Raw genomic sequence first — 25,571 nt, 5'->3', positions numbered from 1 at the left:
AGGCTCACGCGCTCGGGCATGCGACGGTGCTCTCCGCTTCGTTCAACGCGCCGAGCGCCACCCGCGACACCGACAGCGTCATCGCGCCCGCCGTGGTCAACGCCCAGGGGCGGTCCAGCTTGCTCAGATCCGCGCCGGCCGCCGCCAGGCACTTGAGCGGCACGCCCACGCGCTTCCACTGGCCGACCGGCAGGGCTGCCAGCGTCGGTCCGATCGCCACCCGCGCCGTGCAGCCGCTGCCGCAGCCGACCGCCAGCCACGCCTCGCCCTGCGGGGCGGCGTCCACGCGCAGCGTGGTCACCAGCATCAGGTCGCCGTTGCTTTCGCGCTGCAGGTCCAGCGGCGTATGCGACTGCAGCGCGACCACCGCCTCGCGCCCACCCGCCCAGGCGAGGCGGCGGCCATCCTCCTGCGCCAGGTGGTCCACGCCGGTGACCTTGAGCAGCGCGCCGTCGAGCGATTCCGGCACGCCGGTGACGGTGACGCCCTGGCCGGTGCTGCCTTCCAGGCGCAGCGCCATGCCCGGGCCGGCCGCGCCGCGGACGAAGAACACCCCGGCCGCACCTTCGTTACCGGTGAGGCCGGATACCTCGGGCAACCTGGCCAGATTGCCGTTGTCGGCATAGCGCAGGCCAAAGCCGAAGGCGAACAGCGGGTCGTAGCCCTTCTGCCCCACGTTGTTGGCGTATTGCGTGGCCGTGCGCGGCCAACTGAAACTCAGCTTGCCCTTGAAGTCGTGCTGCACGCCGCCCTGCGGGTTGCGCAGCAGCACGTCGGCGATACCCGCACCTTCCGAACCCGGCAGCCACGCCGCCACGAAGGCATCGGCGGCGTTGAGTTCGCGGTTGACCCACAGCGGGCGCCCGCTGAGGAACACGGCAACCACGGGAATGCCATCGGCCTTGAGCCGCTTGATCAGCGCCAGGTCGGTGTCGTCGCCCGGCTTGTACGCCAGGGTCGGCCGATCGCCCTGGAACTCCGCATAGGGGTTCTCGCCGAAGACCACCACCGCCACGTCCGGCCTGGTGGTGTACGTGCCATCCACCGACAGCATGGCCTCGCCACCTGCGGCCTTGGCCTGCTGCGCGAAACCCTCGTAGATGGTGTCCGCGTTCGGGAAGTCCTTGCGGGTGGTGCCGGTGCCCTGCCAGTTCAACGTCCAGCCGCCGGCTTGCTTGCCGACGTCGTTGGCGCCGTCGCCGGCCACCAGGATGCGTTGCGTCGGCGACAGCGGCAGCACGCCGCCCTGGTTCTTCAGCAGCACCAGCGACTCGCGCACCGCCTGCCGTGCCACCGCGCGATGCGCCGGCGCACCGATCAGCGCGAACTGGCCACCGACCGCACGCGACGACGGCTTGCCCGCCTCGAACAGGCCCAGCCGCATCTTGACCCGCAGGATCCGGCGCACCGCATCGTCCAGGCGCTGTTGCGAGATGGTGCCGTTCTTCGCCGCCGCCAGCGTGGTGGTGTAGAACCCCCTCCAACTGTCCGAGGCCATGGCCATGTCCAAGCCGGCGTTGATGGTGGCGGGGCAATCGGTGGGCGTGCAACCCTTGACCTGGCCGTGGCCGTTCCAGTCGCCGACCACGAAGCCGCCGAAGTGCATGCGTCCCTTCAGCGCATCGGTCAGGTAGGCCTTGTGGCCGTGCATCTTTTCGCCGTTGACGCTGTTGAACGAGGCCATCGCGGTCTGCGCGCCTGCGGCGATGGCCGGGGGATAGCCGGCGGCGTGGATGCGGACCAGGTCGGCCTCACCGATCCTGGTGTCGCCCTGGTCGCGGCCGTCGGTGGTGCCGCCATCGCCCAGGAAATGCTTGACCGAGGCGATCACATGGCGGCCATCGAGGAAGTCCGGCGTGCCCACCTTGCCCTGCAGCCCCTCGACCATCGCCCCCGCGTAGCTGGCCACCACGTCCGGCGACTCGGAATAGCCCTCGTACGTACGCCCCCAGCGGTCGTCCTGCGGCACCGCCACGGTCGGCGCGAAGGTCCATTCCATGCCGGTGGCACGCGTTTCCAGTGCGGTGATTTCGCCGATCCGTCGCAGCAGTTCCGGGTTGCGGGTCGCGCCCAGGCCGATGTTGTGCGGGAACAGGGTGGCGCCGACGATGTTGCTCTGCCCGTGCACGGCATCGATGCCGAACAGCACCGGAATCGCCTTGCCGCCCTGCGACGTGTCCATCGACGCCGCATAGAACGCATCGGCCAGCGCCAGCCACTCGGCCGGCGCGGCGTCGTAGCGGCCGCCGGGATCGGAATTGCCGCCGGCCAGGATCGACCCCAGGCGATATTTGCGCACATCCTCCGGAGTGAGGCTGCCGATATCGCCCTGCACCAGTTGGCCGACCTTCTCCTCCACCGTCATGGTGGCGATCAGGTCGCTGAGGCGCTTTTCCAGCGCGGGATCCTCGGGCAGCGGCCAGGTCACGCTGGGCCAGGCGCTGGCATTCGCCTTGGCAGGCGCCGCGGCCTGGACGTCGCCCTTGCAGACCGCAAGCGCGAGCAGCAGCCCGGCCAGCAGCGCGCCGGTGTTGCGTGTGGAATGGGTGTCGGTCACGGCGCTCTCCTTGCCGCCGCGCTCAGCGCAGCAGGTACTGGTTGATCAGGTTCTCGTAGCGCTCCTGGCGGCCGCTGATCTGCCGCGGCTCGCCGCCCTTCGCGCCCAATGCGGCGAGCTCGGCGAGGCCGAGCGCGCCACGCGCGAAGTCCTGGCCGGCGCCGCTGTCGAAGCTGGCATAGCGCTCCTGGCGCCACTGCTCCCACGGCGAGTCGTTGAGCAGCGCATGGGCGACTTCCAGCCCGCGGGCGAACGCGTCCATGCCACCGATGTGGGCGATGAACAGATCCTCGAGCTCGGTGGACTCGCGACGCACCTTGGCGTCGAAGTTCAGGCCGCCTTCCAGGCCGCCCTGGCGCAGCACCACCAGCATGGCGCCGACGGTGTCGTACAGGTCGGTGGGGAACTGGTCGGTATCCCAACCGTTCTGCGCATTGCCGCGGTTGGCGTCGATGCTGCCCAGCAGGCCGTGGTCGGAGGCGACCTGCAGGTCGTGTTCGAAGGTGTGGCCGGACAGCGTGGCGTGGTTGGCTTCGATGTTGAGCTTGAAGTCCTTGTCCAGGCCGTGCTGCTTCAGGAAGCCCGCCACCGTCGCGCTGTCGAAGTCGTACTGGTGCTTCATCGGCTCCATCGGCTTGGGCTCGATCAGGAAGTTGCCCTTCAGGCCGATGCTGCGGCCGTAGTCGCGCGCCATGGTGAGGAAGCGCGCGAAGTGCTCGAGTTCGCGCTTCATCTGCGTGTTGACCAGCGAGGCGTAGCCTTCGCGGCCGCCCCAGAACACGTAGTGTTCGCCGCCCAGTTCCACCGTCGCCTCCAGCGCCGCCTTGACCTGCACCGCGGCGCGCGCCACCACGGCGAAATCGGGATTGGTCGCGGCACCGTTCATGTAGCGCGGATGCGAGAACAGATTGGCCGTGCCCCACAGCAGCTTCATCCCGGTCGCATCCTGGCGCGCCTTGGCCAGGCCGACCATGTGCTTGAGGTTCTTCTCGTACTGTCCGGCATCGTCGGCGTCCGGCGCCAGGTCGATGTCGTGGAAGCACCAGTACGGCACGCCGAGCTTGGTGAAGAACTCGAACGCCGCATCCACCTTCGCCTCGGCGCTGGCCATCGGCGCGCCGCCCTCCCACGGGAAGTGGCGCGTCCCCGGGCCGAACGGATCCTGCCCGGCATTGCAGAAGGTGTGCCAGTAGCAGACTGCGAAGCGCAGGTGATCCTGCATGGTCTTGCCGCCGACGACCTTGTTCGCGTCATAGACCTTGAAGGCCAGCGGGTTGTCCGAGCCGCGGCCTTCGAAGGGGATGCAGCCGATGCCGGGGAAGTATTCCTTGGCGCCGATAAAGGGCTGGGTATGCATGGTGCGGGTTCCTGTCGTGGTGGGAGGGCGTGCGAAACGGGAAATCAGCCGCGGAACAGCGGCAGGCAGGCGTCGAGATGGCGCAGGAAGCGCGCATAGGCCGCGGCATAGGCCTGGGTGCGCGCCGGATCCGGGCGGGCGGACCGTTGCGGATCCACCGCCACGTGCCGCTGCGCGATGTCGGCGATCGAGGCGGCATCGCCGCGCGCCAGGCCGACGGCCCACAGCGCCTGCAAGGCCGCACCGAACGCCGCGCCTTCCGGCTGCGTCGGCACGTCCACCGGCAGGCCGAACACATCGGCCACCAGCTGCCGCCACGCGCCGCTGTTGCTGCCGCCGCCGGTCAGCACGATGCGCTCGAACTGCATGCCGGCGCGCACGAACGCGTCGAAGCCGTACTTCAGGCTGTAGGTCGCCCCTTCCATCGCCGCGCGATAGAGGTGGGCCGGGGTCATGTTGGCCGTGTCCAGGCCCGCCAGCAGGCCCTTGCCCAACGGCAGGTCCGGCGTGCGCTCGCCATTGAGGAACGGCAGCATCACCAGGCCGTCTGCACCGGGCGTGGTGGCCTGCAGATGCGTGTCGCCATCGCGGGTGCTGAAGCCGAATGCGGCGGCGACCTGTTCGGTCGCCACGGTGCAGTTCATCGTGCAGATCAGCGGCAGCCAGCCGCCGGTCGACGAGCAGAACGCGGCCCACGCACCGTCCGGATCGACCACCGGCGTGTCGGAGTAGGCGAACAGGGTGCCCGAGGTGCCCAGGCTCATCGCCAGGCGACCGGGCACGACGCAGCCGGTGCCGATGGCCGCCATCATGTTGTCGCCGCCGCCGACGGCGACCTTCAGCGTCGTCGGCAGGCCGAACAGGCTGGCCGCGGCCGGTGCGATGTCGAACAAGGCATCCGGCGCGGCGAAGCGCGGCAGGCAGTCCGCCAGGTCGCGCTGCGGATCGGTGGCGCGCAGCAGGTCGGTCGACCAGGTGCGCGTGCGCACGTCCAGCCAGCCCGTGCCCGACGCATCGCCGTATTCGCAGAAGCGCTGGCCGGTCAGCACGAAGTTGAGGTAGTCGTGCGGCAGCAGAATGGTGGCGAGCCGTGCATAGGCCTCGGGCCGGTGCGTCTTGGTCCAGGGCAGCTTGGAGGCGGTGTAGCCGGTGAGGATCGGATTGCCCGCCAGTGCGATGGTGCGCGCCACGCCGCCGACCGCGTCCATGATCTGCCCGCACTCGGCCGCGGTGCTGGTGTCGCACCACAGCTTGGCCGGTGCCAGCACCTCGCCTGCCGCATCGACCGGAACGAAGCCATGCTGCTGGCCCGACACCGCCAACGCGGCGAGGCGCGAGCGCAGCGACGGAGCGATGGCCTGGAAGCAGGCCTGCAGGGCCGCGACCCAGTCGGTCGGGTTTTGTTCACGGCTGCCATCGGCGGCGGAATGCAACTCCAGCGGCGCACTGCTGCTGGCCACGACGCTGCGCCCGACCGGGTCGTAGACCACGACCTTCAGGCTCTGCGTCCCCGCATCGATTCCGGCCACCAGTTCCCGCTCTTCCACGTCGCCTCCACTTCTAGTTAGCGCTATCATTTTTGGACAACAGCGTGTGTGCTGTTACGCCAGGGACACGCTCCGCTGCCAGACGTCCGGCGACGCCTTGCAATAGCGTTCGATGAACTCCGCCTGCGATGGCATCGCCGCACTCGCCTGCTGCAGCGGCTGGCGGATCCGCGCCAGCAGCGTGCGCAGATCGGCGTCGTCGAGGGTGGCGGCCAGCGGGTGCGGCGGCCCCGGCTGGATGCCCTGCCCCAGCAACACGCTGGTCCAGGAGTCCACGCGGAACAGTTCGCCGGGGTCCTGCCAGGCGTGCGCGCGCTCGCGCCAGGCGCGCAACCGGATCGCCAGCGACTCGGGCAGCGCCATCTCGCGGCAGGCTTTCCACATCGGCTCGTCGCGTTGGGTGGCGTGGTAGTGCAGGATGATGAAGTCGCGCACGTGCTCCATCTCCTGGCGGCTGACCGTGTTGTACAGCTCCACCAGCGCCGGGCTGATGCCGTCGCTTGGAAACAGCTGGATCAGCCGCACCACGGCACTGATGGTCAGGTGGATGCTGGTCGATTCCAGCGGCTCGATGAAGCCGCTGGCCAGGCCCAGCGCCACCACGTTCTTGTTCCAGGCCTTCAGCCTGCGCCCGCTGCGGAACGGCACCAGCCACGGATCGCGCAACGGCGGGCCGTCGACGTCGCGCAGCAGCTTGGCATGCGCCTCGTCGTCGGACATGTGGCGGCTGGAGAACACCAGTCCGCAGCCGACCCGGTGCTGCAGGGCGATATGCCAACGCCACCCGGCCTCGTGCGCGATGGCACGGGTATAGGGCACCGGCGGCGCGACCGCCTCGGTCTGCACCGCAACGGCGCGATCGCTGGGCAACCAGTCGCGCCAGTCCTCGTAGCCGGTGTGCAGGGTCTGCTCGGTCAGCAGGCCGCGGAAGCCGGTGCAGTCGATGAACAGGTCGCCCTCGATGAGCTGCCCGTCTTCCAGCAGCAGCGACGCGACGGAGCCGTCGTGCGCATGCTGCCGCACCTCGCGGATCTGCCCTTCGACCCGGCGCAGGCCATGGCCTTCGGCCTTCCTGCGCAGGAATTTGGCGTAGAGCGCGGCATCGAAGTGATAGGCGTAGTTGACCTGCGGCTGTGTCTCCAGCGAGAACCTGTCCGCACGCGAGGCGATGCTTTCCAGGCAGAAATCGCCCAGGTCCGACGGCATGCCGCGGCGCAGGCTGTCCAGCCAGAAATGATGGAACGGCGTGGCCCAGGTGCCCTGCCCGATGGTGCCGAACGGATGGATGAAGCGGTCGCCGGGACGGCGCCAATGTTCGAACGAGATCGACAGCTTGAACGTGCCGGCCACGGCGCGCAGGAACTCCTGCTCGTCGATCTGCAGGAAGCGGTGGAAGGTGCGGATCGGCGGCACGGTCGACTCGCCGACGCCCACGGTGCCGATCTGCTCGGACTCCACCAGGGTGATGTCCAGGCGATCGCGGAACTGGTGCGCCAGCGCACAGCCGGCCAGCCAGCCCGCGGTGCCGCCGCCGGCGATGACGACCTTGCGGATGCGTCCGTCCGTCGTGTTGGCAAGGTTCACGGCAAGCTCCCCATCAGCGATTGAGCCGCGCCAGCAACTGCGCACGCGTGCGGCGCGCGCGTGCCTCGTCGAACGGCGCCAGTTCGCCCCGGGCGGCCTCGGGCAGGTGCTGGCCTGCACGTTCGCCGGGGCCGAACACGTAGTAGTCGAAGAGCTTGGCCCAGGCCTGTTTCTCGCGCGCCGGCAGATCGCGCAGCGCCCACATGGCGTGCTGCAACGCCGTCAGCGGCGAGGGCAGGAACGCCGGCGCACTGCGCCACCAGTAGTTCACCAGCACGTTGAACGGCGCCAGGCTGCGCACGTGGTGCCACCACATGCTGGGGATGAACAGCGCATCGCCCGGCTCCAGCTCGACATGCTGCGCGCTGGCCAGCGCATCGCGGAAACGCGGATAACGCGCGAAGTCGGGGCGGTCAAAATCCACCACGCTTACCACCTGGCCGCCCGGCGTCGGCTCCAGCGGCCCCGGATACAGGTTGTCGATCTGCTCCGGCGGAAACAGGGTGACGCGGCGCCGGCCCACCGCACAGCAGGCCAGGTTGTCCGGCGTGTCGAAATGGCAGGACGCCGTCACCCGGTTGCCGATCCAGATGCTCGGCGGCGCATCGATGCGCTGCCTTGCCAGTCCGGCGTCGTTGGCCTGCGCGAACCCCGGCAGCGCCCGCTCGACCGGCAGCGACGCGACATAGTAGGTGGGCGGCCGCGGATCCTCGAAGGTGGCGGCGATCGCGTCCAGCACCTGCGTCAGCGGTCCGCGGCGGACCTCGAAGTTCAATTGGGTGAAATCGGCGTTGTAGAACGGGCGTCCCTCGATCCCGGGTTCGCCGAAGGAATACGAAACGGGTACGCCCGTCTCGAAACCGCGCAGGTACGCCAGTGCGTCCTGCGTGGAGCGCAAGCCGGCCTGGACCAGTCCCCAGTCGCGCGCGATGCCGCGCAAGACCACCGGCTCCCCGGCCGCCACTAGTTCATGCAGCGGCAGCGCGGTGGGCTGCACGCCTTCCAGTGTCCGCATGGCTGCGCCGTCCGGCACGCTCAGTTCCTGCCTGCCGCGCCGGCGGCATCCTGCAGGCGCAGGCGTCGCTGCTTCTCGGCGATCAGGCGGCGCATGTTGTGCAGCGAGGCCAGCATCAGGTACGCGCCTTCCAGATAGCCGGCGCGGTTGAGCGCGGCCAGCGCGGCGCCGTCCAACTGGGCCAGGCGTTCGCGGTCGATCGCGTGCAGGCCGTTGACGCCGACGCGGTGCTGCGCATCGAGCTGCACGTCGAGCGCGACCGGCTGGATCAAGCCGTGTGCATCGAGCGCAGCAAACATCTCCGCGCCGAATGCATGGCCTTCGTGGATTCCGCGCAGCACGCCGGCGATGTGGTCGAGATAGGGCGTGTTGCCGCCCTGCGGCAGGAATACCGGCTCGCCCTGCATCGCCGTCACCCGCGGATGCTCCATGTCCACGTGCAACACCGCGTCCTGGGTCAGCACGCCGTCGATGCGCTGCTCCTGGAAGCCGATCAGGAACGGCCCCTTGGCCGCCGCGCCGGGGAGATAGGAGGCCATCCAGCGCCGGTCCTGCAGGAACAGGTTCTCGTGCTGCTCGAACCCCAGCAACGCAACGGACTGCCACTCTCCCGTCGCTGGATCCTTGCGCAGGAAAATCGGGTATTCCCGCTGCAGCTCCGCGTACTCGCTGGGGTAGGCCGGCACCATGCCCACCGCGTCGCCGAACTCCGGGCCGAAGTCGGTGGCCACGCGCAGGTCGCGATGGGCGATGTTGTTGAGCATCTCGTAACGCGGCATGGTGATGCGCACTCCCCTCTGGAGCCCGGCACAAGGTGCCGCCGCAACAGCGGCGACACCCGTGCGACATGCGAAGAAGGACTCCCCGCTTCTTCAGAACTTGTAACGCACACCCAGCATATAACGCGGGCTCTGGTCGGCCAGCTTCACGATCATCTTCGAGGTGCGCGAGCGCCAGCGCACGTCCTCGCCGGTCAGGTTGATCGCCTCCAGGCCGAACGACCAGTGATCGTTCAACGTGTAGTTCACGCTGAGATCCCACTGCTCGTAGGGTTCCACATAGTACGGATTGCGGCTGGTGCCCTGGTTGGCCAGGATCAGGTACTGGTCGCGCCAATTCCACGCCAGGCGCACCGACCAGCCGTACTTCTCGTACATCAGCACCGCGTTGGCGGTGTCGCTCAGGCCGGTCAGCGCGAACTGGTCGATGCCCGGGTCGCCGCCATTGTCGTAGCCGACGTCGCCCTTGACGATGGTGTAGTTGGCGAGGATGCCGAACCCGGTGTCGCCGAGGAAGTACTGCCCGCCCAGCTCCCAGCCGTGCAGCTTGGCCTGGTTCTGGTTGATCGGACGGTTGACGTTGAACTCGTACAGCGGATCGTCGGCCTCGCCGTACAGATCGTAGGCCGCTTCGGTCGCCAGCACCTGCGCGCCGGTGCCGTTGTAGGCGGCCAGGCCGGCCGGGTTGTTGCGCAGCAGGGCCAGCGCGGTGAACAGCGAAGTGTCGTTGGCCGAGCAGGCCGCCGCATTGGCCGGGCCGACCTGGGCGAGGCAGGCACCGCTGGTAAGGAACGCCAGCGCCGACTTCGCGTCCGGACCCGAGGTGGGATCGCGCAGGCCGTACAGATTCTCCTGCACGACGGTGTTGCCGATGAAGTTGTTGACCGACTTGTTCCAGTACGTCACCGACAGGTAGCTCGCATCGGCGAAGTACCACTCCAGCGCCAGGTCGAGGTTGTCGGACTCCAGCGGCTTCAGCGACGGATTCTGCGCCGTGCCGCTGGCGCGCGAGGACGGATCGATCAGCACCGAGCCGAACGGCTGCTGCGCCCCGGGGCCGGCATACAGATTGCCGATCGGCGCGCGCGCGATGCTCTTGCCGAACGAGACGCGGCCCTTCAGCGTGTCGGTGAGGTCGATGCTGAAATCCAGGTTGGGCAGGATGTAGCTGTACGTGGTCTTCTCGCTGAAGGGTTGCTGCTCGTTGGACAGCACCACGCGGAAGTCGTTGTTGGACTGCCATTCGATCGCTTCGGGCGTGGCGATGACCGAGGTCGACACCACATCGGTGGTTTCGTAGCGCACGCCGAGCCGGGTATTGGTGCGCCGACCGGCCAGTTCGCCATCCAGTTCGACCTGGAAATACGCCGAGCGGGTCTTCTCCTCCACGAAGTTGTCGGCGGCGCGCTGCGGGCTCACGCCCAGGCCGACGCCGTACTGGCTGGCCGCCCATTCCGCCAGCCGGCCCGCATCGCCGCGCCATGCCGGCCAACTCGTGCCGTTGTAGTCATGGAACAGGCCGATGATGTTGACCGGCTGCATCAGGTTCATCAGGCCGCCGGCGGTATCGCGGTCGACGTTGGCCACGCCCCAGTCGCCCAGCGTGGAATACGCCTCGGCGGCCTGGATGCGATGGGTGGTCGACTTGTTGCTGTCCACGCCGAACTGGAAGCGGCCCTGATCAAAGCTCCACTCGCCGTCGATGCGGGCCTGCTTGATCTGGCTGATCTGGCTCTGCGAATTGACCCGCAGCACCTGCGAACCGATCTCGCCCGGCACGAAGCCCGGGTTGACCACGCCGTTGACGTTGGCCGCGGCAGCAGCGTCGCTCGGATACCAGACCTGGGTGCCGATCGGCAGGCCGTTGTTGAAGTTCAGCTCCTGCACCCAGGAGCCGCCGCAGTGCGGCCCGGTGGAGCAGTTGTTGGTGCCGGCGATGCTCATGAAGATGGAGCCGCCGCCGGTCAGCGGATCGTTCGGACGGCTCTCGTTCTTCGAGTCGTGCGCGTCGAAGCTGAGCTTGAGCCGGTCGGTCACGTTCCACACCGCATTCAGGCCGAGCGAGCCCAGCTTGTACTTCTGCATGCTGCGCTGCTGTTCCAGGCCGAAATCCTTGGTGCCGGCGATCTCGCGGATGTAGGTCGGCACGGCCACCGCGCCGCTGGTATCGAACGTCACATCGGTGTAATTGCTGTTCTGCAGCCACATGCCCTGCTCGCCGCGATTCTCGGTGATCTCGTTGGTCGAGTAGGTGTAGTCCAGGGTCAGGGTCAGGCTGTCGGTGGGCGCGAACTGCAGCACCGCCTGGCCGTTGACGCGCTCGCGTTCGAACTCGGAGAACGCATAGCGCAGGTCGTTCGGGCGGGCGTACAGCGCGCCGATCTGCGGCGCATTGACCACGGTCGGATTGCCGGGCATCGAGCCGGTCCACGGCTGTACGTTCCAGTAGTTCTCGGTGGCCTGCACCGAGCCGCCCTTGCGCTTCTGGTAACTCGCGCTCACGCCGACGCCGAAGGTCTTGTCCGGATTGCTGTAGCTGAAGATGCCCGACAGTTCCGGGGTGATGTCGTTGTCGAACGGCTGGCTGCGGTCGGAGACGGCCTTGGCGCCGGCACTGGCGACGATGCCCTGGTGGTCGAAGGGGCGCGCGGTCAGGATGTTGATGGTGGCGCCGATGCCGCCGCTGGGCATGTTGGCCTGGCTGGTCTTGTAGACCTCGATGCCATTGATCGCTTCGGCAGCCAGCTGGGCGAAGTTGAAGGCGCGGGTACCGCCGTCGACGCCGCCGATGGCGACCTGCCCGGCAGCGCCGAACGCATCGGCGCCCGGCATCTGCCGCCCGTTGAGCGTCACCATGTTGAATTGCGGGCCGAAGCCGCGCGCGGTGACTTGGGCGCCCTCGCCATCGCGCCGTTCGATGGAGATGCCGGTGATGCGCTGCAGCGACTCGGCCAGGTTGGTATCGGGGAACTTGCCGATGTCTTCGGCACTGATGGCATCCACCACGCCCGGGGCGTCGCGCTTGATGTCCATCGCCTGGCTGAGGCTGTTGCGCAGGCCGGTGACCTGGACCGTGTCCAGCTGCGTCGGGCTGCTCTGCGCCTGTTGCTCGGCCGCCGGCGCCGGCGTCGACGCGTCCTGTGCGAATGCGGGATTGATGACCAGGACGCCACCGACGAAGGTGAACATGGCCCTGGATTTGAACTTCGCCAGCGTGCGGCTCATGGACGAGCCCCCAGGTCTGGGCTACGACGAAACATAGAAGCGCTCATGACTCTCCCCTCTGACATGCGATCGATGGATGTACCGCCCCTCCCCTAAGAGGCACGCACGGGCGATGCCCGTCTTCCACGCCGAACATCGCAGCGCGCTCTACGGTCGCTGCGACTCAAAACTCCGTTTCAGGATTGCCAGACGACGCGCGATAAAGGCTCCCCCCGAGCCCGACTGCCGCTGATTGATAGCGCTATCATCGCGTCACGGCGCAGACTACGCACCCGGGACATCGCTTGTCATCATGCGTCGCAACAAAGGACGGCATTCCTTGAAGAACACCCCCAAAACGACGCGTCGAAGAGGGAACGCCATCACCATCGACGACGTCGCGGCGCATGCGGGCGTCTCGCCGATGACCGTCTCGCGCGTCACCCACGGTCACGCCGGCGTGCGCGAGAGCACGCGCGAGCGGGTGATGCGCAGCGTGCGCGCACTGGACTACCGGCCCAACCCGGCCGCCAGCGCGCTCGCCGCCGCGCAGCACACCTGCATCGCGTTGATCTACACCAACCCCAGCTCCAGCTATCTGCGCGAACTGCTGGTCGGCGCGCTGCGCGGTTCCACCCGCGTGGCGGCGCAACTGGTGATCGCCACGTGGGACGGACTGGGTCCGCGGGCACGCCGCGAGGCCGCACGCACGCTCTGCAGCAGCGTGGCCGGCGTGATTCTCCCCGCGCCCTTGTGCGAATCGAAAGCCATCGTCGCCGTGTTCGTCGACGCCGGGATTCCCGTCGTCTCCATTGCGTCGAGCCGGTTCAGCGACAGGCTGTCCTGCGTGCACATCGACGATCGCCGTGCCAGCCATGACATGGTGTCGCACCTGATCGCGCACGGGCATACGCGCATCGGCTACATCACCGGCGACCCGAACCAGACCGCCAGTGCGCACCGCTGGCAGGGTTACCGGGATGCCCTGGCGGATGCGGGCATCGACTACGACGCCGCGCTCGTGCAGCCGGGCGACTTCACCTATCGCGCCGGACTCGAGGCCGCCGAACGGCTGTTGGCGTTGCAGCCGCGCCCCACTGCGATTTTCGCGAGCAACGACGACATGGCCTCGGCGGTGGTGTCGGTAGCGCATCGCCGCCGCCTGAAGGTGCCGGAGGATCTGTCGGTGGTGGGGTTCGACGACACCTCAGCGTCGACGATGGTGTGGCCGGAGCTGACGACCATCCATCAACCGGTGGCGGACATGACCGACACGGCCATCGATCTGCTGCTGCGGGAGATCCGGCAGGGGGCTGGCGTGGAGCGCGTCAGCGTCAATCACGTGGTGCCGCACCGCTTGATCACGCGCGATTCCGTGTCGCGGCCGCTGCTGGTTCGCTAGCTGCTCGCCGTCGAGCGAGAGACTGGAAGGGCGGGACAGAGGGACGCCTGCGTCTTAGGCGTTACGCAAAAGCTTACTGCCGTCGATTGCTTTGCTCTTGCTCTTGCTGTTGCTGTTGCTGCTTCGGCCGTCGCTGTTGCTGCTGCTCTTGCTGCTTCGGCTGTTGCTGTTGCTTATGACTTACCGGGTCCCCTTCCGAAGCGGCGGCCATCACGGGGAAAAACCCCGAAGGGGCGGCGCACAAGGACGTGCGCCGTCCGCGGCAGGGGCAGGATGCCCCTTCCGCGGATCCCCGGGATGGACGCGGACCCGGAGCGCGTTAGCGCGGAGGGCGCGAGGCAGGGTGTGCTTTCTTTTGGTTACTTTTCTTTGCACAAGCAAAGAAAAGTGACTCGCCGCCAGGCGAAAGCTTTGCTCTTGCACCTGCTCCTACGGCGGCGGCTGGATTGTAGGAGCGGCTTCAGCCGCGACAGCGAGAGTCCGTTGTGTCTGTCGCGGCTGAAGCCGCTCCTACAGATCTTCTCGTCCGACAGACAAACTTCAAGCAACGGTAGCAGCAACAGCAATAGCAACAGCAACAGCAAAGGCTTTAAAGGCTTTCGCCCTTGCGGGCGAGTTACTTTGATCAGCCTTCGGCTGCTGAGAAGCGCTTCTTTGCTCGCGCAAAGAAAAGGTAACCAAAAGAAAGCGCGCCCTGCCTACGCGCCCTCCGCGCTGCGCGCTCCGGGTCCGCGAACCAGACGGGATCCGCGGAAGGGGCATCCTGCCCCTGCCGCGGACGGCGCACGTCCCTGTGCGCCGCCCTTCGGGTTTTTCCCGCCTGGTTCGCCGCTTCGGAAGGGAACCCGGTAAGTCAAAAGCCAGAACAACAGCAACAACAGAAGCAAGAGCAAGAGCAAGAGCAGGAGCAACAGCGACAGCAACGGCAACGGCAACCGCAACCGCAACCGCAACGGCAACGGCAACGGCAACGGCAACGGCATGGATCAGCTTGCCCTGGTGCAGCGCGGGCACTCACGACACAACACCCATACCACCGCCCACACGTCACCAGCACAGACATCACCCACCATCCACTGCATCGGCCTAGTTGCCGGCAAGCCAACGGCACCAGCGCACGCCATCCGCCTCGCAACTGCGCTACCGTTCACCCATGGCGCGTCCATCGCGCCCATGCCGCCCCGGAGATGCCCATGCCCCTGCTCCATCGGTCCCCTGCCGCGCCACTGCACGCCAGCCGCCACCGCGCCTGGCGCATCGGCCTGGCCCTGCTGTGTGCCCTGATCGCCGCGCCCGGCATGGCCGCCGACAACGCCGCCGTGCCGGCCGTGCAGCGCGCGCAGCAGCTGATCCTGGTGCTGGCGCCGGACTGGGACAGCCCGCAGGGCAAACTGCAGGCGTTCGAGCGCGACGCGCAAGGCTGGCGCGCGCAGGGCAAGGCCTTCGACGTGAGCCTCGGCAGTCACGGCAGCGCCTGGGGCCTGGGCCTGCATCCGGCGCAGGACGACGGCCCGCAGAAACGCGAAGGCGATGGCCGCAGCCCAGCCGGCGTCTTCACCATCGGCGAGGCCTTCGGCTATGCGCCGCGCATCGACAGCGCCATGCCCTACCAGGCGATGCAGCAGAGCAACTACTGCATCGATGTGCCCGAATCGCCGTTGTACAACCAGATCGTCGATGCCGACAAGGTCGGCAGCGCCGCGGTCGCCGGGTCCACCGAACCGATGCGCCTGGACCTGCAACACGCCGGCGACCAGCGCTACCGCGAAGGCTTCGTGATCCAGCACAACGCGCAGGCCACGCCCGGCGCCGGCAGTTGCATCTTCGCCCACCTGTGGCGCGCGCCCGGCGCGCCCACCGCCGGCTGCACCGCGATGCAGCCGGCCGACATGCAGCGGCTGCTGGCATGGCTGCGGCCGTCCGCCCCGCCGATGTTCGTGCTGTTGCCGCGCAGTGCCTACCAGCGCCTTCGGGCCGACTGGGCATTGCCGGCCGTGGAGCCGGCACCGTGAGCCAGGCGCCGCAACCCGGGCTGGTGCGTGCGGTCAGCCGCTGGCAGATCGTCGGGCTGTCGATCAACGACGTGATCGGCAGCGGCATCTATCTGCTGCCCGCGGCCACCGCCGCCCTGCTCGGGCCGCTGAGCCTGTGGGCGGTGCTGCTGGCTGGTGTGGCGGTGGCCCTGCTGGTGCTGTGCTACGCGCAGGCCGCCAGCTACTTCGACGAACCCGGCGGCAGCTATCTGTATGCGCGCGAGGCGTTCGGCCGCTTCGCCGGCTTCGAGATCGGCTGGATGATCTGGCTGACCCGGATCAGTTCGGCAGCGGCGCTGAGCAACGGCCTGGCCGATGCGGTGGTGCGCTTCTGGCCGGCCGCGGCTGGGGGCGGTGCACGCCTGGGCATCGTGGTCGGCTCGCTCGGCCTGCTCACCGCGATCAACGTGATCGGGGTGAAGTCGGCTGCGCGCACCGGCGTGGCGCTGGTGATCGGCAAGCTGGTGCCGCTGCTGCTGTTCGTGGCGATCGGCGTGTTCTACGTGGACTGGTCGTGGGCGTTCTCGGGCAAGACCCCGGACCCGCGCGATGTCGGCAACCTCGGCGAGGCGGCGTTGCTGCTGCTGTTCGCCTACGCCGGCTTCGAGAACATCCCGGCCGCCGCGGGCGAATACCGCAATCCGCGCCGCGACGTGCCGTTCGCGCTGATCACCATGATCGTCACCGTCACCCTGATCTATGCCGCGGTGCAGGTGGTGGCGCAGGGCACGCTGCCCAACGTGGCGCAATCGGCGACGCCACTGGCCGATGCCGCCAGCGGCTTCGGCGGCGAGGCGCTGGCGCTGATCCTCACCGTGGGCGCCACCATCTCCATCCTCGGCACCACCAGCAACACGGTGATGCTGGGGCCGCGCTTCCTGTTCGCGCTGGCCAAGGACGGCTACGGCCCGGCGTTCCTGGCGCGGGTGCATCCGCGCTTCCGCACGCCGGCCGCGGCGATCCTGCTGCAAGGCGTGCTGTCGCTGGCGTTGGCCCTGTCCGGCTCGTTCGTGCAACTGGCGCTGCTGTCGATGGTCACCCGCCTGTTCGCCTACATCGGCACCGCCGCGGCGGTGCTGGTGCTGGCACGGCGCTATCGCGATCGACCCGGCGCGCTGCGGCTGCCGGGCGGGCCGCTGATTCCGCTGGCGGCGTTGTTGCTGGCGCTGGCGCTGCTGCTCAGCGCCAGCTGGCAGAACCTGGCCGCCGCGGGCGTGGCGCTGCTGATCGGCGCGCTGTTCTACCGGTTCCCGCGCAAGGACGCGGCGTGAACGCCTTCACACCGCCTTGCGCGCAGGTCACGCGCGGATAACCGCGGCGCCCGGACGCTGGACACCCACCAGCGAGAGCCGCCCGCCATGAAACGACGCCGCGTCTACAGCGCTCCGGATCTGCCCACCGCCACGCGTGCGCTGCAGGCCGCGCGCAGCGCCGGTCTCGACAACGACGATCTGTCGCTGGTCGCGCGCGGCGACATCGAACTGGAAGCGATCCCCGACGACCGCAAGGAAGGCAAGACCGACACCGTGCCGGCCGCGGCGCGTGGCGCCCTGGGCGGCGGTGCGGCCGGGCTGCTGGCCGGGCTGGCGGCGATCGCGGTGCCGCCGCTGGGCATCACCCTGGCCGGTGCCGGGGTCATGGCCATCGCCGGCGCCCTGGTCGGCAGTTGGTCCTCGGCCCTGGTCGGGTCCACCGTGCCGGACCCGGTGCGGCGCAACTTCGAAGAGGAAATCGAGGCCGGACGCATCCTGGTGGTGATCGAAGGCGAGCCGGAACAGTTGGACGCCGCCGATGCGCCGATGCGCGCAGCCGGCACCACGGCCTTGCCTTACGAGGCGGCGGCTGCCGCACACTGACATTACGCCGGCAGGGCCAGGCCTGGCGCGAGACGCGCTCCGTTGCGCAGTTCCGTACTAACGCGGCTGCACGGCCCGAAGACCCGCCGCCATGGCGTCGTCATCGGCAGGCGCGTTCGTCAGGCGGCTGGCGCCAGCGACCGCATGCGCACCAACAGGCCCGCGGCGTACACCAGCCCATAGGCGATCAGCGCCGCGGCGATGCTCATGGTCAGCGGACTGGCGTTCTGCAGGGTTTCCGCGCTGCCGCCGGAGAACGCGCCGCTCGCCCAGCGCCAAGCCAGGCGCCCGAGCAACAGCACGCTCAGCGCGGCGCCGATCCACGGATTGGGCGTGTACCAGCGCGCGCCGTCCTGCAGCTCGATGCGCGTGTGGTGCAGGGCGAAGGCGCCCAGCGCCGCGCCACCCACCGCGCCCAACCCCATGCCCAGGCGCACGGCGGGCAGGTGCACGGCCAGCCACGCCAGCAAGGCCGCGACCAGCAGCAGGAACCCCAACCGCACGCTGGTGCGCCGTGGCTGCCAGGGCTGGCGGCCGAAGTAGCGGCGGATGCGCCGGTAATACAGCCAGCCGACGCCGGCCGTGGCCAGGTACGGGGTCAACAAGGCGATGCCGGTGGCGGCCATGGGTCTGCCGGAAAGAGAGGGATGTCGCGGCGGATCGTAAGCCACCGTGAGCGTCGGCGCAGCCTGCCAAAAGGCATGAATGTTTCATAGCGCGATCACGCCGCGCAGGGACCGGCTTAACGGGCGTCTGACTAGCGTGGGGCGTATTCACCGCAACGGAGACCCACGATGAGCGTTCCGTATCAGATTCCCGGCCGTGCGCCCAACGACGAGGACCGCAACAGCGTCTCGCGGTACTGGCGCGATCGCTTCGCCGACGAGCCCTATTACAGCGAAGGCGAGCGGTTCGAGGACTACGAGCCCGCCTACCACGCCGGCCACGAGGCGCGCATCCGCGACTTCAACCGCGCCTACGAGCAGGTGGAAGCGGAACTGCACCGCGACTGGGACCAGAACAAGGGCTCGCAGACGCTGAGCTGGAGCAAGGCCCGCCACGCGGTGCGTCGCGCCTGGGAGCGGGCCGGCAACGGCGAATAAGGCGAGCGCGCCGCGTTCCACGATTGTAGGAGCGGGTTGTAGCAGCGGCTTCAGCCGCGATGGGCTTTCCCGGTAACGCCCGTCGCGGCTGAAGCCGCTCCTACGAGGGCAGCACGGGGTTGTTCATGACGCACTCCACGCCCGCCGGCACCGACGCATCGGCAGGCGCGCGAGACCCACGCCGCTCACCCAGCAGCGGCGTAACCCGCCGCTGCGGGGTGCACTCCTCAACTCTCCAGCGGCTGCAACTTCAGCAACCGCCCACCGGCGCCGTCCTCCAGCAGCCACAGCGCGCCATCCGGCCCCTGCTCCACTTCGCGGATGCGCTTGCCCATGTCGTAGCGGGCGGCCTCGCGTGCGGTCTCGCCGTTGAACTCGATCCGCACCAGCGATTGCGAGGACAGGCCGCCGATGAAGCCGTTGCCGCGCCATTGCGGGAAACGGCTGCCGTTGTAGATGACGAAGCCGGCCGGCGAGATCACCGGCGTCCAGCTCACCTTGGGCGCGGCGAATTCCGGGCGCGTGCTGTGGTCGGGGATCGGGCGACCGTCGTAATGGTCGCCATTGGACACGATCGGGTAGCCGTAGTTGGCGCCGCGCTGGATCAGGTTGAGTTCGTCGCCGCCGGCCGGGCCCATTTCGTGCTCCCACAACCGACCATTGGCGTCGAAGGCCAGACCAAGCACGTTGCGGTGACCCAGCGACCACACCTGCGCGGCGACGCCGCCGCGGTTCGCGAACGGATTGTCGGCCGGCACGCTGCCGTCGTCGTTGAGGCGCACGATCTTGCCCAGGTTGCCGCTCATGTCCTGCGCCGGATCGAACTTCTGCCGCTCGCTGGAACTGATCCACAGCTTGCCATCCGGGCCGAACGCCAGCCGGTGGCCGAAGTGGCCGTTGCCGGACACCTTGGGCTGCTGCCGCCAGATCACCTGCTGCTGCGACAGGGTGCCGCCGCCGCTGCTGTCCAGGGTCAGCTTGGCGCGCATCACCGCCGCGCCGCGGGTGTCGCCGCTGCCGGGTTCGGCGTAGCTCAGGTAGACCCAGCCGTTCTTGGCGAAGCCCGGATGCGGCAGCACGTCACCGAGGCCACCCTGACCGCCATAGGCCACAGTGGGGACGCCGCTGACCGTGCCGGTGTGGCCGCTGACCGGGTCGATGCGCCTGAGCGTGCCGCCCTTCTCGCTGATCAGGGCAGTTCCGTCGGGCAGAAAACTCATCGCCCACGGCTCGTTGAAGGTGGCGACCGGCGTCGCCGAGAACGGCCAGTCGCCGCGCCGCTCGGCGGCGGGGGCCGTATCGGCGGGCGCGGCGTGCGCCGCGGAGATCGCCAGGCCCATGGCCAGCGCGCAAGCCAAACCCAGGGGAGTTCGCATGACGTGCACCTATCGGTTGGGGTCGAATCCCGAACCTAGCAGAGCGCGCGTGCACGGCAAGCATGCCGCGGCCAAGCCGTGGTCGCGGTCACGACGGCAGCGGTCTGCCCGCCCGGGGCAGCGCGCCAGACCGGATCACTCCAGCGGAGGCGGCAGCGTCTGCCCGACGTGGCGCTTGCCGCCTTGACCGGCCCCCACAGCATCGCGGGTGTTCTTCTGCACCGCCACTGCACCGAACAGGCTAAGCGCGAAGGCCATGGCATAGAAGCCTTTCTCGCTCAGCAACAAGGTTGCATTGAACAGACCGACTGCCAACAGCACCAGCGCCGCGATCACCGAGAACCAGCAGATCGAGTAATACAACCCGCTGACCGGAATGTCCTCGACGCGGTCGCGCACGCTCTTTTGCAACGAGACCGCGGAGAACAGGCCGAACAGCAGGACCGTGAAGTAATACCCCTTCTCGTTCAACATCATTTCGGCATTCCACAAGCCGATCAGGAACCCGCCCGTGCCCAGCAGCAACGCCCCCCAGGAGGCAGCGATAAAGGCGGCGGAGGTCTTGGGCGCAGCTTGCATGAGAAATTCCTTGTGATGAGGGAAGACCAGGATCGGCGCATGAGCGAGGCGCAGCGCGCATCCCGACAACGCAACCTGAATGCATAAGGTAGAGGAAAGCGGCGAGTTACGCACCCGATCACAGTCGCGACGAGCACAAGCGCCCGCCCCCACGACAGGCGCCCATTGCGGCCCCACTGGGGCACGCCAGACCATGAAAGTGGCTGCAAGAGCAGCCAGCGCGCGTCCTCCGGGCGGCATGGCGCTGCCTCCGGATCAGGGCAATCCGCGCGGCTGAGTCACCATCGGCGTCACGCCCACGTCGGCGACGGCTGTCACTGCGCCCGGCTCAACCGGGCAGCAGCTCGAAGGCGACCGGCTCGCCGCTGGCCGAGGACGCGCACACCCACAGGTCGAACAGGCCCGGCTCGGCCGTGCAGTGCCCGTCGCGGCCGGTGAAGGCCAGCGCGTGACGGTCGAGAGTGAAGCTGACCTCGATGCCCTCGCCCGCCGCCAGCCGCACCTTGCGGAACGCCTTCAGCTCGCGCACCGGGCGCACCCGGCTGGCGACGCGGTCGTGGATGTACAACTGCACCACTTCCTCGCCCTCGCGCTCGCCGACGTTGTCGATGCGCGTGGTCACGGTCAGGGTGTCGTCCCAGCCGACCTGGGTGCGGTCGAGCTGCGGCACGCCGTAGGCGAACTGGGTGTAGCCGAGGCCATGGCCGAACGGATACAGCGGCGCGTTCGGCACCTCGCGCCAGCGCGACTTGAACTCGCTCATCGTCGGCAGTTCCGGCCGGCCGGTGCGCGGGTGGTTGTAGAAGTACGGCTGCTGCCCGGCGTCGAGCGGGAAGCTCACCGGCAGGCGCGCGGACGGGTTGTAGTCGCCGAACAGCACGTCGGCCACCGCCGGGCCGGTCTGCGTGCCCAGGTACCAGGTCACCGCGATCGCCGCGGCGTCGCGCACCGCGCCCTGCAGCGCCAGCGCGCGGCCGTTGCGCAGCAGCACCACCAGCGGCGTGCCGGTGGCGGCGACCGCCTCGGCCAGCGCCTGCTGCGCCGGCGGCAGCACGATCTGCGTGCGCGACTGCGCCTCGCCGCTGTAGCGCTGCGGCTCGCCCAGCGCCAGCACCACCACGTCGGCGGCGCGCGCGGCGGCCACCGCGGCCTCGATGCCGCCATCCAGCGGCGCTTCCAGGCCGCAACCGGGCACCACGGTCAGCGCCTGCGCGTCGTCCAGCGCGGCGCGCACGCCGGCTTCCAGGGTCACGTAGCGGCTCTTGTCGCCGAACAGGGTCCAGCAGCCCTCGATATTGTCGCGGTCCTGCACGAACGGGCCGATGAGCGCGATCTTCTGGCCCTGCTTGCGCAGCGGCAGCACCGGGCCGTCGTTCTTCAGCAGCACGATCGAACGCCGCGCCGCGTCGCGCGCCAGCGCGTCGTGCGCGGCGATGTGCGACGGGTCGGCCTCGCGCGCCGGGTCCAGCGAACGGTACGGATCGTCGAGCAGGCCGATCGCCTCCTTCAGTTCCAGCACGCGGCGCACCGAGGCATCCAGCAGCGCCATCGGCACCTCGCCGTCCTCCACCAGCGACGGCAGGTGCGCGGCGTAGAAGCCGCTCTGCATGCTCATGTCCATGCCGGCCAGGAACGCCTTCTTGGTCGCGTCGCGCTCGTCGGCGGCATAGCCGTGCGCGATCAGCTCCATGTCGGCGGTGTAGTCGGAGATCACCACGCCGGGGAATTTCCATTCGCCGCGCAGGATCTCGGTCAGCAGTTCATGGTTGGCGCTGGCCGGCACGCCGTTGATGTCGTTGAAGGAGGTCATCACGCTCAGCGCGCCGGCCTCGAAGGCGGCCTGGAACGGCGGCAGGTGCACGTCGCGCAGGGTCTGCGGGGAGATGTCGACGCTGGCGTACTCCATGCCGGCGGCGACCGCGCCGTAGGCGGCGAAATGCTTGGGCGTGGCCAGCAGCGCGTCGTCGGCGCGCAGGTCCGGCCCATGGAAGCCGCGCACGCGCGCGGCAGCGAAGGCGCAGCCCAGCACCACGTCCTCGCCGGCGCCTTCGGCGCCGCGGCCCCAGCGCTGGTCGCGGGCGATGTCCACCGCCGGCGCGTAGGTCCAGTGGATGCCGGCGGCGGTGGCCTCGACCGCGGTGGCGCGCGCGGTGCGCTCGGCCAGTTCCGGCTCGAAGCTGGCGGCCTCGCCCAGCGGGATCGGGAACACCGTGCGCATGCCATGGATCACGTCCGCGGCCAGGATCACCGGGATCCCCAGCCGGCTCTCCTCCAGCGCCACCTGCTGGATGCGCCGCCCCAGTTCCGCGCCGACGCCGTTGAACAGCGAGCCGACCCGGCCGGCGCGCACCTGCTGCAGCACCTCGTCGGCATTGCGGACGTTGGCTTCCGGATTCACGTCGGGGGCGAACGGGCGCACCATGTCGGCGAAGACGCCGAGCTGGCCGACCTTCTCCTCGACGGTCATGCGGGCGATGAGCGATTCGATACGATCCGAAGCCATGGGGTCCTTTGAGAAAACGTTTACATAGCCGCCAATTCTAGCTCTGCGGCCAGTCGATGGGGCAAGTTCCGGCGCCGGAATCGCCTATTCATAAAACTGTCTACCGACCGGGTCCGGCCCGGCCGCCGCGCACCATACGCCGGCGAAGGGGCGCCGCCTAGGGGGACTCGAGGGAAAGCCGGACCCGGCCCGGCCCGGCGTGGATCCCGGATCGCCGCGACCGGCCGCTGGCGCGGCGCGCAGGCCACCCGCCTCAGCTCAGGAGCTGAAGTAGGCCTCGGCGATGGCGCTGTGCAGGTGGCCGAGATGGGTCTGGATCTCGTCCATGAACCCGGCCGGGTTGTGCTGCGCCAGGTACGCCGGGTCGGCGTTGCGCACCAGCCCGCTGATGCGCATCAGCGCGCGCTCCACCGGCGGCCGCGGCGGCATGGTCGGCAGGATGTGCTGGGCGCGGACCAGGCAGAACTGCACGCTGCGCGGGAAGTCGTTGTTCTGCAGCAGGAAGCGCAGCGCCTGCTCGCCGGTGACGCGCTGGCGCACGTGCCGGCGGTACATCTGGTAGGCGGCCTGCGCGCGCAGCACGCTCATCCACTGCATGGCTTGGTAGGCCTCGCGGTCGTCGGCCTTGCGCGGGGTGATCAGACCCGAGGCGCCGGCATCGATGATGCGCGTGGTCATGTCGGCCTGTTCGATCGCCGTGCCCAGGCGCAGGAACTGGAAGCCGATGTCGCGGCTGACGTTGGCGGTCAGCAGCCCGGACACCTTCAGGCAGGCGTCGGTCACGTGGCCCAGGAACTCCATGCGGTAGCGGCGGCCGACGCTGCGCTCGCCGTTGGCGTCGATGTACAGGTGCAAGTCGTTGACCGCCTCCCAGATCTCCTGCGGCAGGGTGTCGCGGATGCTGCGCAGCAGTTCGCGCGCGTACTGCACCGAACTGCGCAGCGAGGACGGATTGCGCTCGTCCAGCAGCAGGAAGCGCACCACGTCGGCGTCGCCGACGTCGTCGCCGGCATTGGGGAACCACAGCGCGAAGATCTCGCCGGCGCCGACCGTGTCGATCATCGGCCGCCAGGCGAAGCGCACCGAGCGCGGCAGGTCCAGCTGCAGCAGGCTGCCCACCCCGACCAGCCGCGCGGTGGTCTCGGCGCGGCGCACGTAGCGGCTGAACCAGTAGAGGTTGTCGGCAACGCGCGAGAGCATCAGTCCAGCTCCTCGTCCAGGTCCACCACCCAGGTGTCCTTGGCGCCGCCGCCCTGCGAGGAATTGACCACCAGCGAGCCCTCCTCCATCGCCACCCGGGTCAACCCGCCGGTGGTGACGTAGACGTCCTCGCGGGACAGGATGAACGGGCGCAGGTCCAGGTGCCGCGGCGCCGGCCCGGCCTCGGTCACGATCGGCGCGGTGGACAGGCCCAGGGTCGGCTGCGCCATGTAGTTGCGCGGGTCGGCCAGGATCAGCTTGCGGAACTGCTCGCGCTGGCGCGTGGTCGAGCGCGGGCCGATCAGCATGCCGTAGCCGCCGGACTCGTTGGCCGGCTTCACCACCAGTTCGTCCAGGTGCTCGAGCACGTACTGGCGGTCCTTGTCGTCGTGGCACAGGTAGCTGGGCACGTTGGGCAGGATCGGCTCCTCGTCCAGGTAGTAGCGGATCATCTTCGGCACGTAGGCGAACACCACCTTGTCGTCGGCCACGCCGGCGCCCGGCGCATTGGCCAGCGCCACCTTGCCGGCACGCCAACTGCGGATCAGCCCGGCCACGCCCAGCACCGAATCGGCGCGGAACGCTTCCGGATCCAGGAACAGGTCGTCGACCCGGCGGTAGATCACGTCGACCCGGCGCGGTCCGTACACGGTACGCATGTAGGTGCAGTCGTCGTCGGCCACGAACAGGTCGTCGCCCTCGACCAGTTCGATGCCCATCGCCTGCGCCAGGTAGGCGTGTTCGAAATAGGCGCTGTTGAAGATGCCCGGAGTCAGCAGCGCGATCACCGGCTGGTCGCCCGGGCGCGGCGACAGCGCGGCCAGGGTGTCGTAGAGCTGCGCCGGGTAGTCGTCCACCGGCAGGATCGCACTGGTCTCGAACAGTTCCGGGAACACCCGCTTGGCGACCATGCGGTTCTCGAGCATGTACGACACGCCGCTGGGGATGCGCAGGTTGTCCTCCAGCGCGTACAGCGTGCCGTCGGCGTCGCGCACCAGGTCCGAACCGCACACGTGCGCCCACACCCCCAGCGCCGGGGTGATGCCCACGCACTGCGGGCGGAAGTTCACCGAGTGCTCCAGCAGCATCGCCGGGAACACCTTGTCCTTGACGATGCGCTGGGCGCCGTAGATGTCGCCGATGAACAGGTTGAGCGCGCGCATGCGCTGCTTCAGCCCGGCCTCGGTGCGCTGCCATTCGTGCAGCGGGATCACCCGCGGGATCAGGTCGAACGGCAGCGTGCGGTCGACGTTGCGGCCGTCGGAGTAGACGGTGAAGGTGATGCCCATGACCCGCGCGGCGACGTCGGCGGCGAGCTGGCGTTCGGACAATTCGCGTCCGCTGAGGCTGGACAGGTACTCGATGACCCGGCGCGCGGCCGGACGTGGCTGCCCGTCGGACTGGATCAGCTCGTCGAAGGTGGCCGTGCGGTACTTGCTCCAGTCCATCGCGCCCCTTGTTGCTGCGGGCCGGCGG

General features: G+C 68.9%; 18 protein-coding genes. 5 read left to right on the top strand and 13 right to left on the bottom strand.

Annotation, left to right across the window (positions count from 1 at the left end):
• Window positions 1-4: 4 nt before the first annotated feature.
• From AC1PMG_RS02565 to AC1PMG_RS02535, 7 genes are all read right to left on the bottom strand, one after another.
• Window positions 5-2,557, bottom strand: a complete 2,553-nt coding sequence (locus tag AC1PMG_RS02565) for a glycoside hydrolase family 3 protein (protein WP_481110544.1) — start codon at window positions 2,555-2,557, stop codon at window positions 5-7.
• A gap of 22 nt (window positions 2,558-2,579) precedes the next feature.
• Window positions 2,580-3,914 carry a xylose isomerase gene (gene xylA, locus AC1PMG_RS02560; protein ID WP_481110543.1) on the bottom strand — a complete coding sequence of 445 codons (1,335 nt, stop codon included), beginning with the start codon at window positions 3,912-3,914 and terminating at the stop codon, window positions 2,580-2,582.
• A gap of 44 nt (window positions 3,915-3,958) precedes the next feature.
• Window positions 3,959-5,491, bottom strand: a complete 1,533-nt coding sequence (gene xylB / locus AC1PMG_RS02555) for a xylulokinase (RefSeq protein WP_481110542.1) — start codon at window positions 5,489-5,491, stop codon at window positions 3,959-3,961.
• Window positions 5,492-5,515: 24 nt separating this feature from the next.
• Window positions 5,516-7,045: a tryptophan halogenase family protein gene (locus AC1PMG_RS02550; RefSeq protein WP_481110541.1), complete on the bottom strand. Its 1,530-nt coding sequence runs from the start codon at window positions 7,043-7,045 to the stop codon at window positions 5,516-5,518.
• A 13-nt stretch (window positions 7,046-7,058) separates the two neighbouring features.
• Window positions 7,059-8,060, bottom strand: coding sequence for a cupin-like domain-containing protein (locus AC1PMG_RS02545; protein ID WP_481110540.1), 1,002 nt, complete (start codon window positions 8,058-8,060; stop codon window positions 7,059-7,061).
• 20 nt (window positions 8,061-8,080) lie between these two features.
• Window positions 8,081-8,839, bottom strand: a complete 759-nt coding sequence (locus AC1PMG_RS02540) for a SapC family protein (protein WP_295974709.1) — start codon at window positions 8,837-8,839, stop codon at window positions 8,081-8,083.
• 93 nt (window positions 8,840-8,932) lie between these two features.
• Complete coding sequence (locus tag AC1PMG_RS02535) at window positions 8,933-12,064, bottom strand: TonB-dependent receptor (RefSeq protein ID WP_481110539.1); 3,132 nt, start codon at window positions 12,062-12,064, stop codon at window positions 8,933-8,935.
• A gap of 403 nt (window positions 12,065-12,467) precedes the next feature.
• Between AC1PMG_RS02535 and AC1PMG_RS02530 the strand changes: the two genes are divergently transcribed.
• From AC1PMG_RS02530 to AC1PMG_RS02515, 4 genes are all read left to right on the top strand, one after another.
• Window positions 12,468-13,445, top strand: coding sequence for a LacI family DNA-binding transcriptional regulator (locus tag AC1PMG_RS02530; protein ID WP_481111593.1), 978 nt, complete (start codon window positions 12,468-12,470; stop codon window positions 13,443-13,445).
• Window positions 13,446-14,638: 1,193 nt separating this feature from the next.
• Entirely contained in the window at window positions 14,639-15,457 is an 819-nt protein-coding gene (locus tag AC1PMG_RS02525; RefSeq protein WP_481110538.1) for a L,D-transpeptidase family protein, read from the top strand.
• Complete coding sequence (locus tag AC1PMG_RS02520) at window positions 15,454-16,749, top strand: APC family permease (RefSeq protein WP_481110537.1); 1,296 nt, start codon at window positions 15,454-15,456, stop codon at window positions 16,747-16,749. The genes AC1PMG_RS02525 and AC1PMG_RS02520 overlap by 4 nt, the downstream gene beginning before the upstream one ends.
• An 87-nt stretch (window positions 16,750-16,836) precedes the next feature.
• On the top strand, window positions 16,837-17,334 hold the full coding sequence (locus AC1PMG_RS02515; protein ID WP_481110536.1) for a hypothetical protein: 498 nt from the start codon (window positions 16,837-16,839) through the stop codon (window positions 17,332-17,334).
• A gap of 119 nt (window positions 17,335-17,453) precedes the next feature.
• Here the strand turns inward: AC1PMG_RS02515 and AC1PMG_RS02510 are convergent, their stop codons facing one another.
• A complete protein-coding gene (locus tag AC1PMG_RS02510) occupies window positions 17,454-17,960 on the bottom strand; it encodes a CcdC protein domain-containing protein (RefSeq protein ID WP_481110535.1) in 507 nt (168 codons plus the stop codon).
• A gap of 168 nt (window positions 17,961-18,128) precedes the next feature.
• Between AC1PMG_RS02510 and AC1PMG_RS02505 the strand changes: the two genes are divergently transcribed.
• On the top strand, window positions 18,129-18,437 hold the full coding sequence (locus tag AC1PMG_RS02505; RefSeq protein WP_481110534.1) for a hypothetical protein: 309 nt from the start codon (window positions 18,129-18,131) through the stop codon (window positions 18,435-18,437).
• 227 nt (window positions 18,438-18,664) lie between these two features.
• On the opposite strand, the gene AC1PMG_RS02500 is transcribed toward AC1PMG_RS02505, so the two are convergent.
• The 5 genes from AC1PMG_RS02500 to AC1PMG_RS02480 all read right to left on the bottom strand — a co-directional run bounded on the left by AC1PMG_RS02500 (window position 18,665) and on the right by AC1PMG_RS02480 (window position 25,543).
• A complete protein-coding gene (locus AC1PMG_RS02500; RefSeq protein WP_481110533.1) occupies window positions 18,665-19,813 on the bottom strand; it encodes a PQQ-dependent sugar dehydrogenase in 1,149 nt (382 codons plus the stop codon).
• Window positions 19,814-19,948: 135 nt separating this feature from the next.
• Window positions 19,949-20,392, bottom strand: a complete 444-nt coding sequence (gene yiaA, locus AC1PMG_RS02495; RefSeq protein ID WP_017908676.1) for an inner membrane protein YiaA — start codon at window positions 20,390-20,392, stop codon at window positions 19,949-19,951.
• Between the two features lie 328 nt (window positions 20,393-20,720).
• On the bottom strand, window positions 20,721-22,895 hold the full coding sequence (locus AC1PMG_RS02490; protein WP_481110532.1) for a glycoside hydrolase family 3 N-terminal domain-containing protein: 2,175 nt from the start codon (window positions 22,893-22,895) through the stop codon (window positions 20,721-20,723).
• A gap of 258 nt (window positions 22,896-23,153) precedes the next feature.
• Entirely contained in the window at window positions 23,154-24,095 is a 942-nt protein-coding gene (locus tag AC1PMG_RS02485) for an alpha-E domain-containing protein (protein WP_017908619.1), read from the bottom strand.
• Complete coding sequence (locus AC1PMG_RS02480; protein WP_010341631.1) at window positions 24,095-25,543, bottom strand: circularly permuted type 2 ATP-grasp protein; 1,449 nt, start codon at window positions 25,541-25,543, stop codon at window positions 24,095-24,097. The genes AC1PMG_RS02485 and AC1PMG_RS02480 overlap by 1 nt, the downstream gene beginning before the upstream one ends.
• Window positions 25,544-25,571 lie beyond the last annotated feature (28 nt).

Source organism: Xanthomonas sp. NCPPB 2250, from assembly GCF_056725265.1.
The sequence above is the reverse complement of the archived record's forward strand: the minus strand, read 5'-3'. Positions and strand labels throughout refer to the sequence as shown.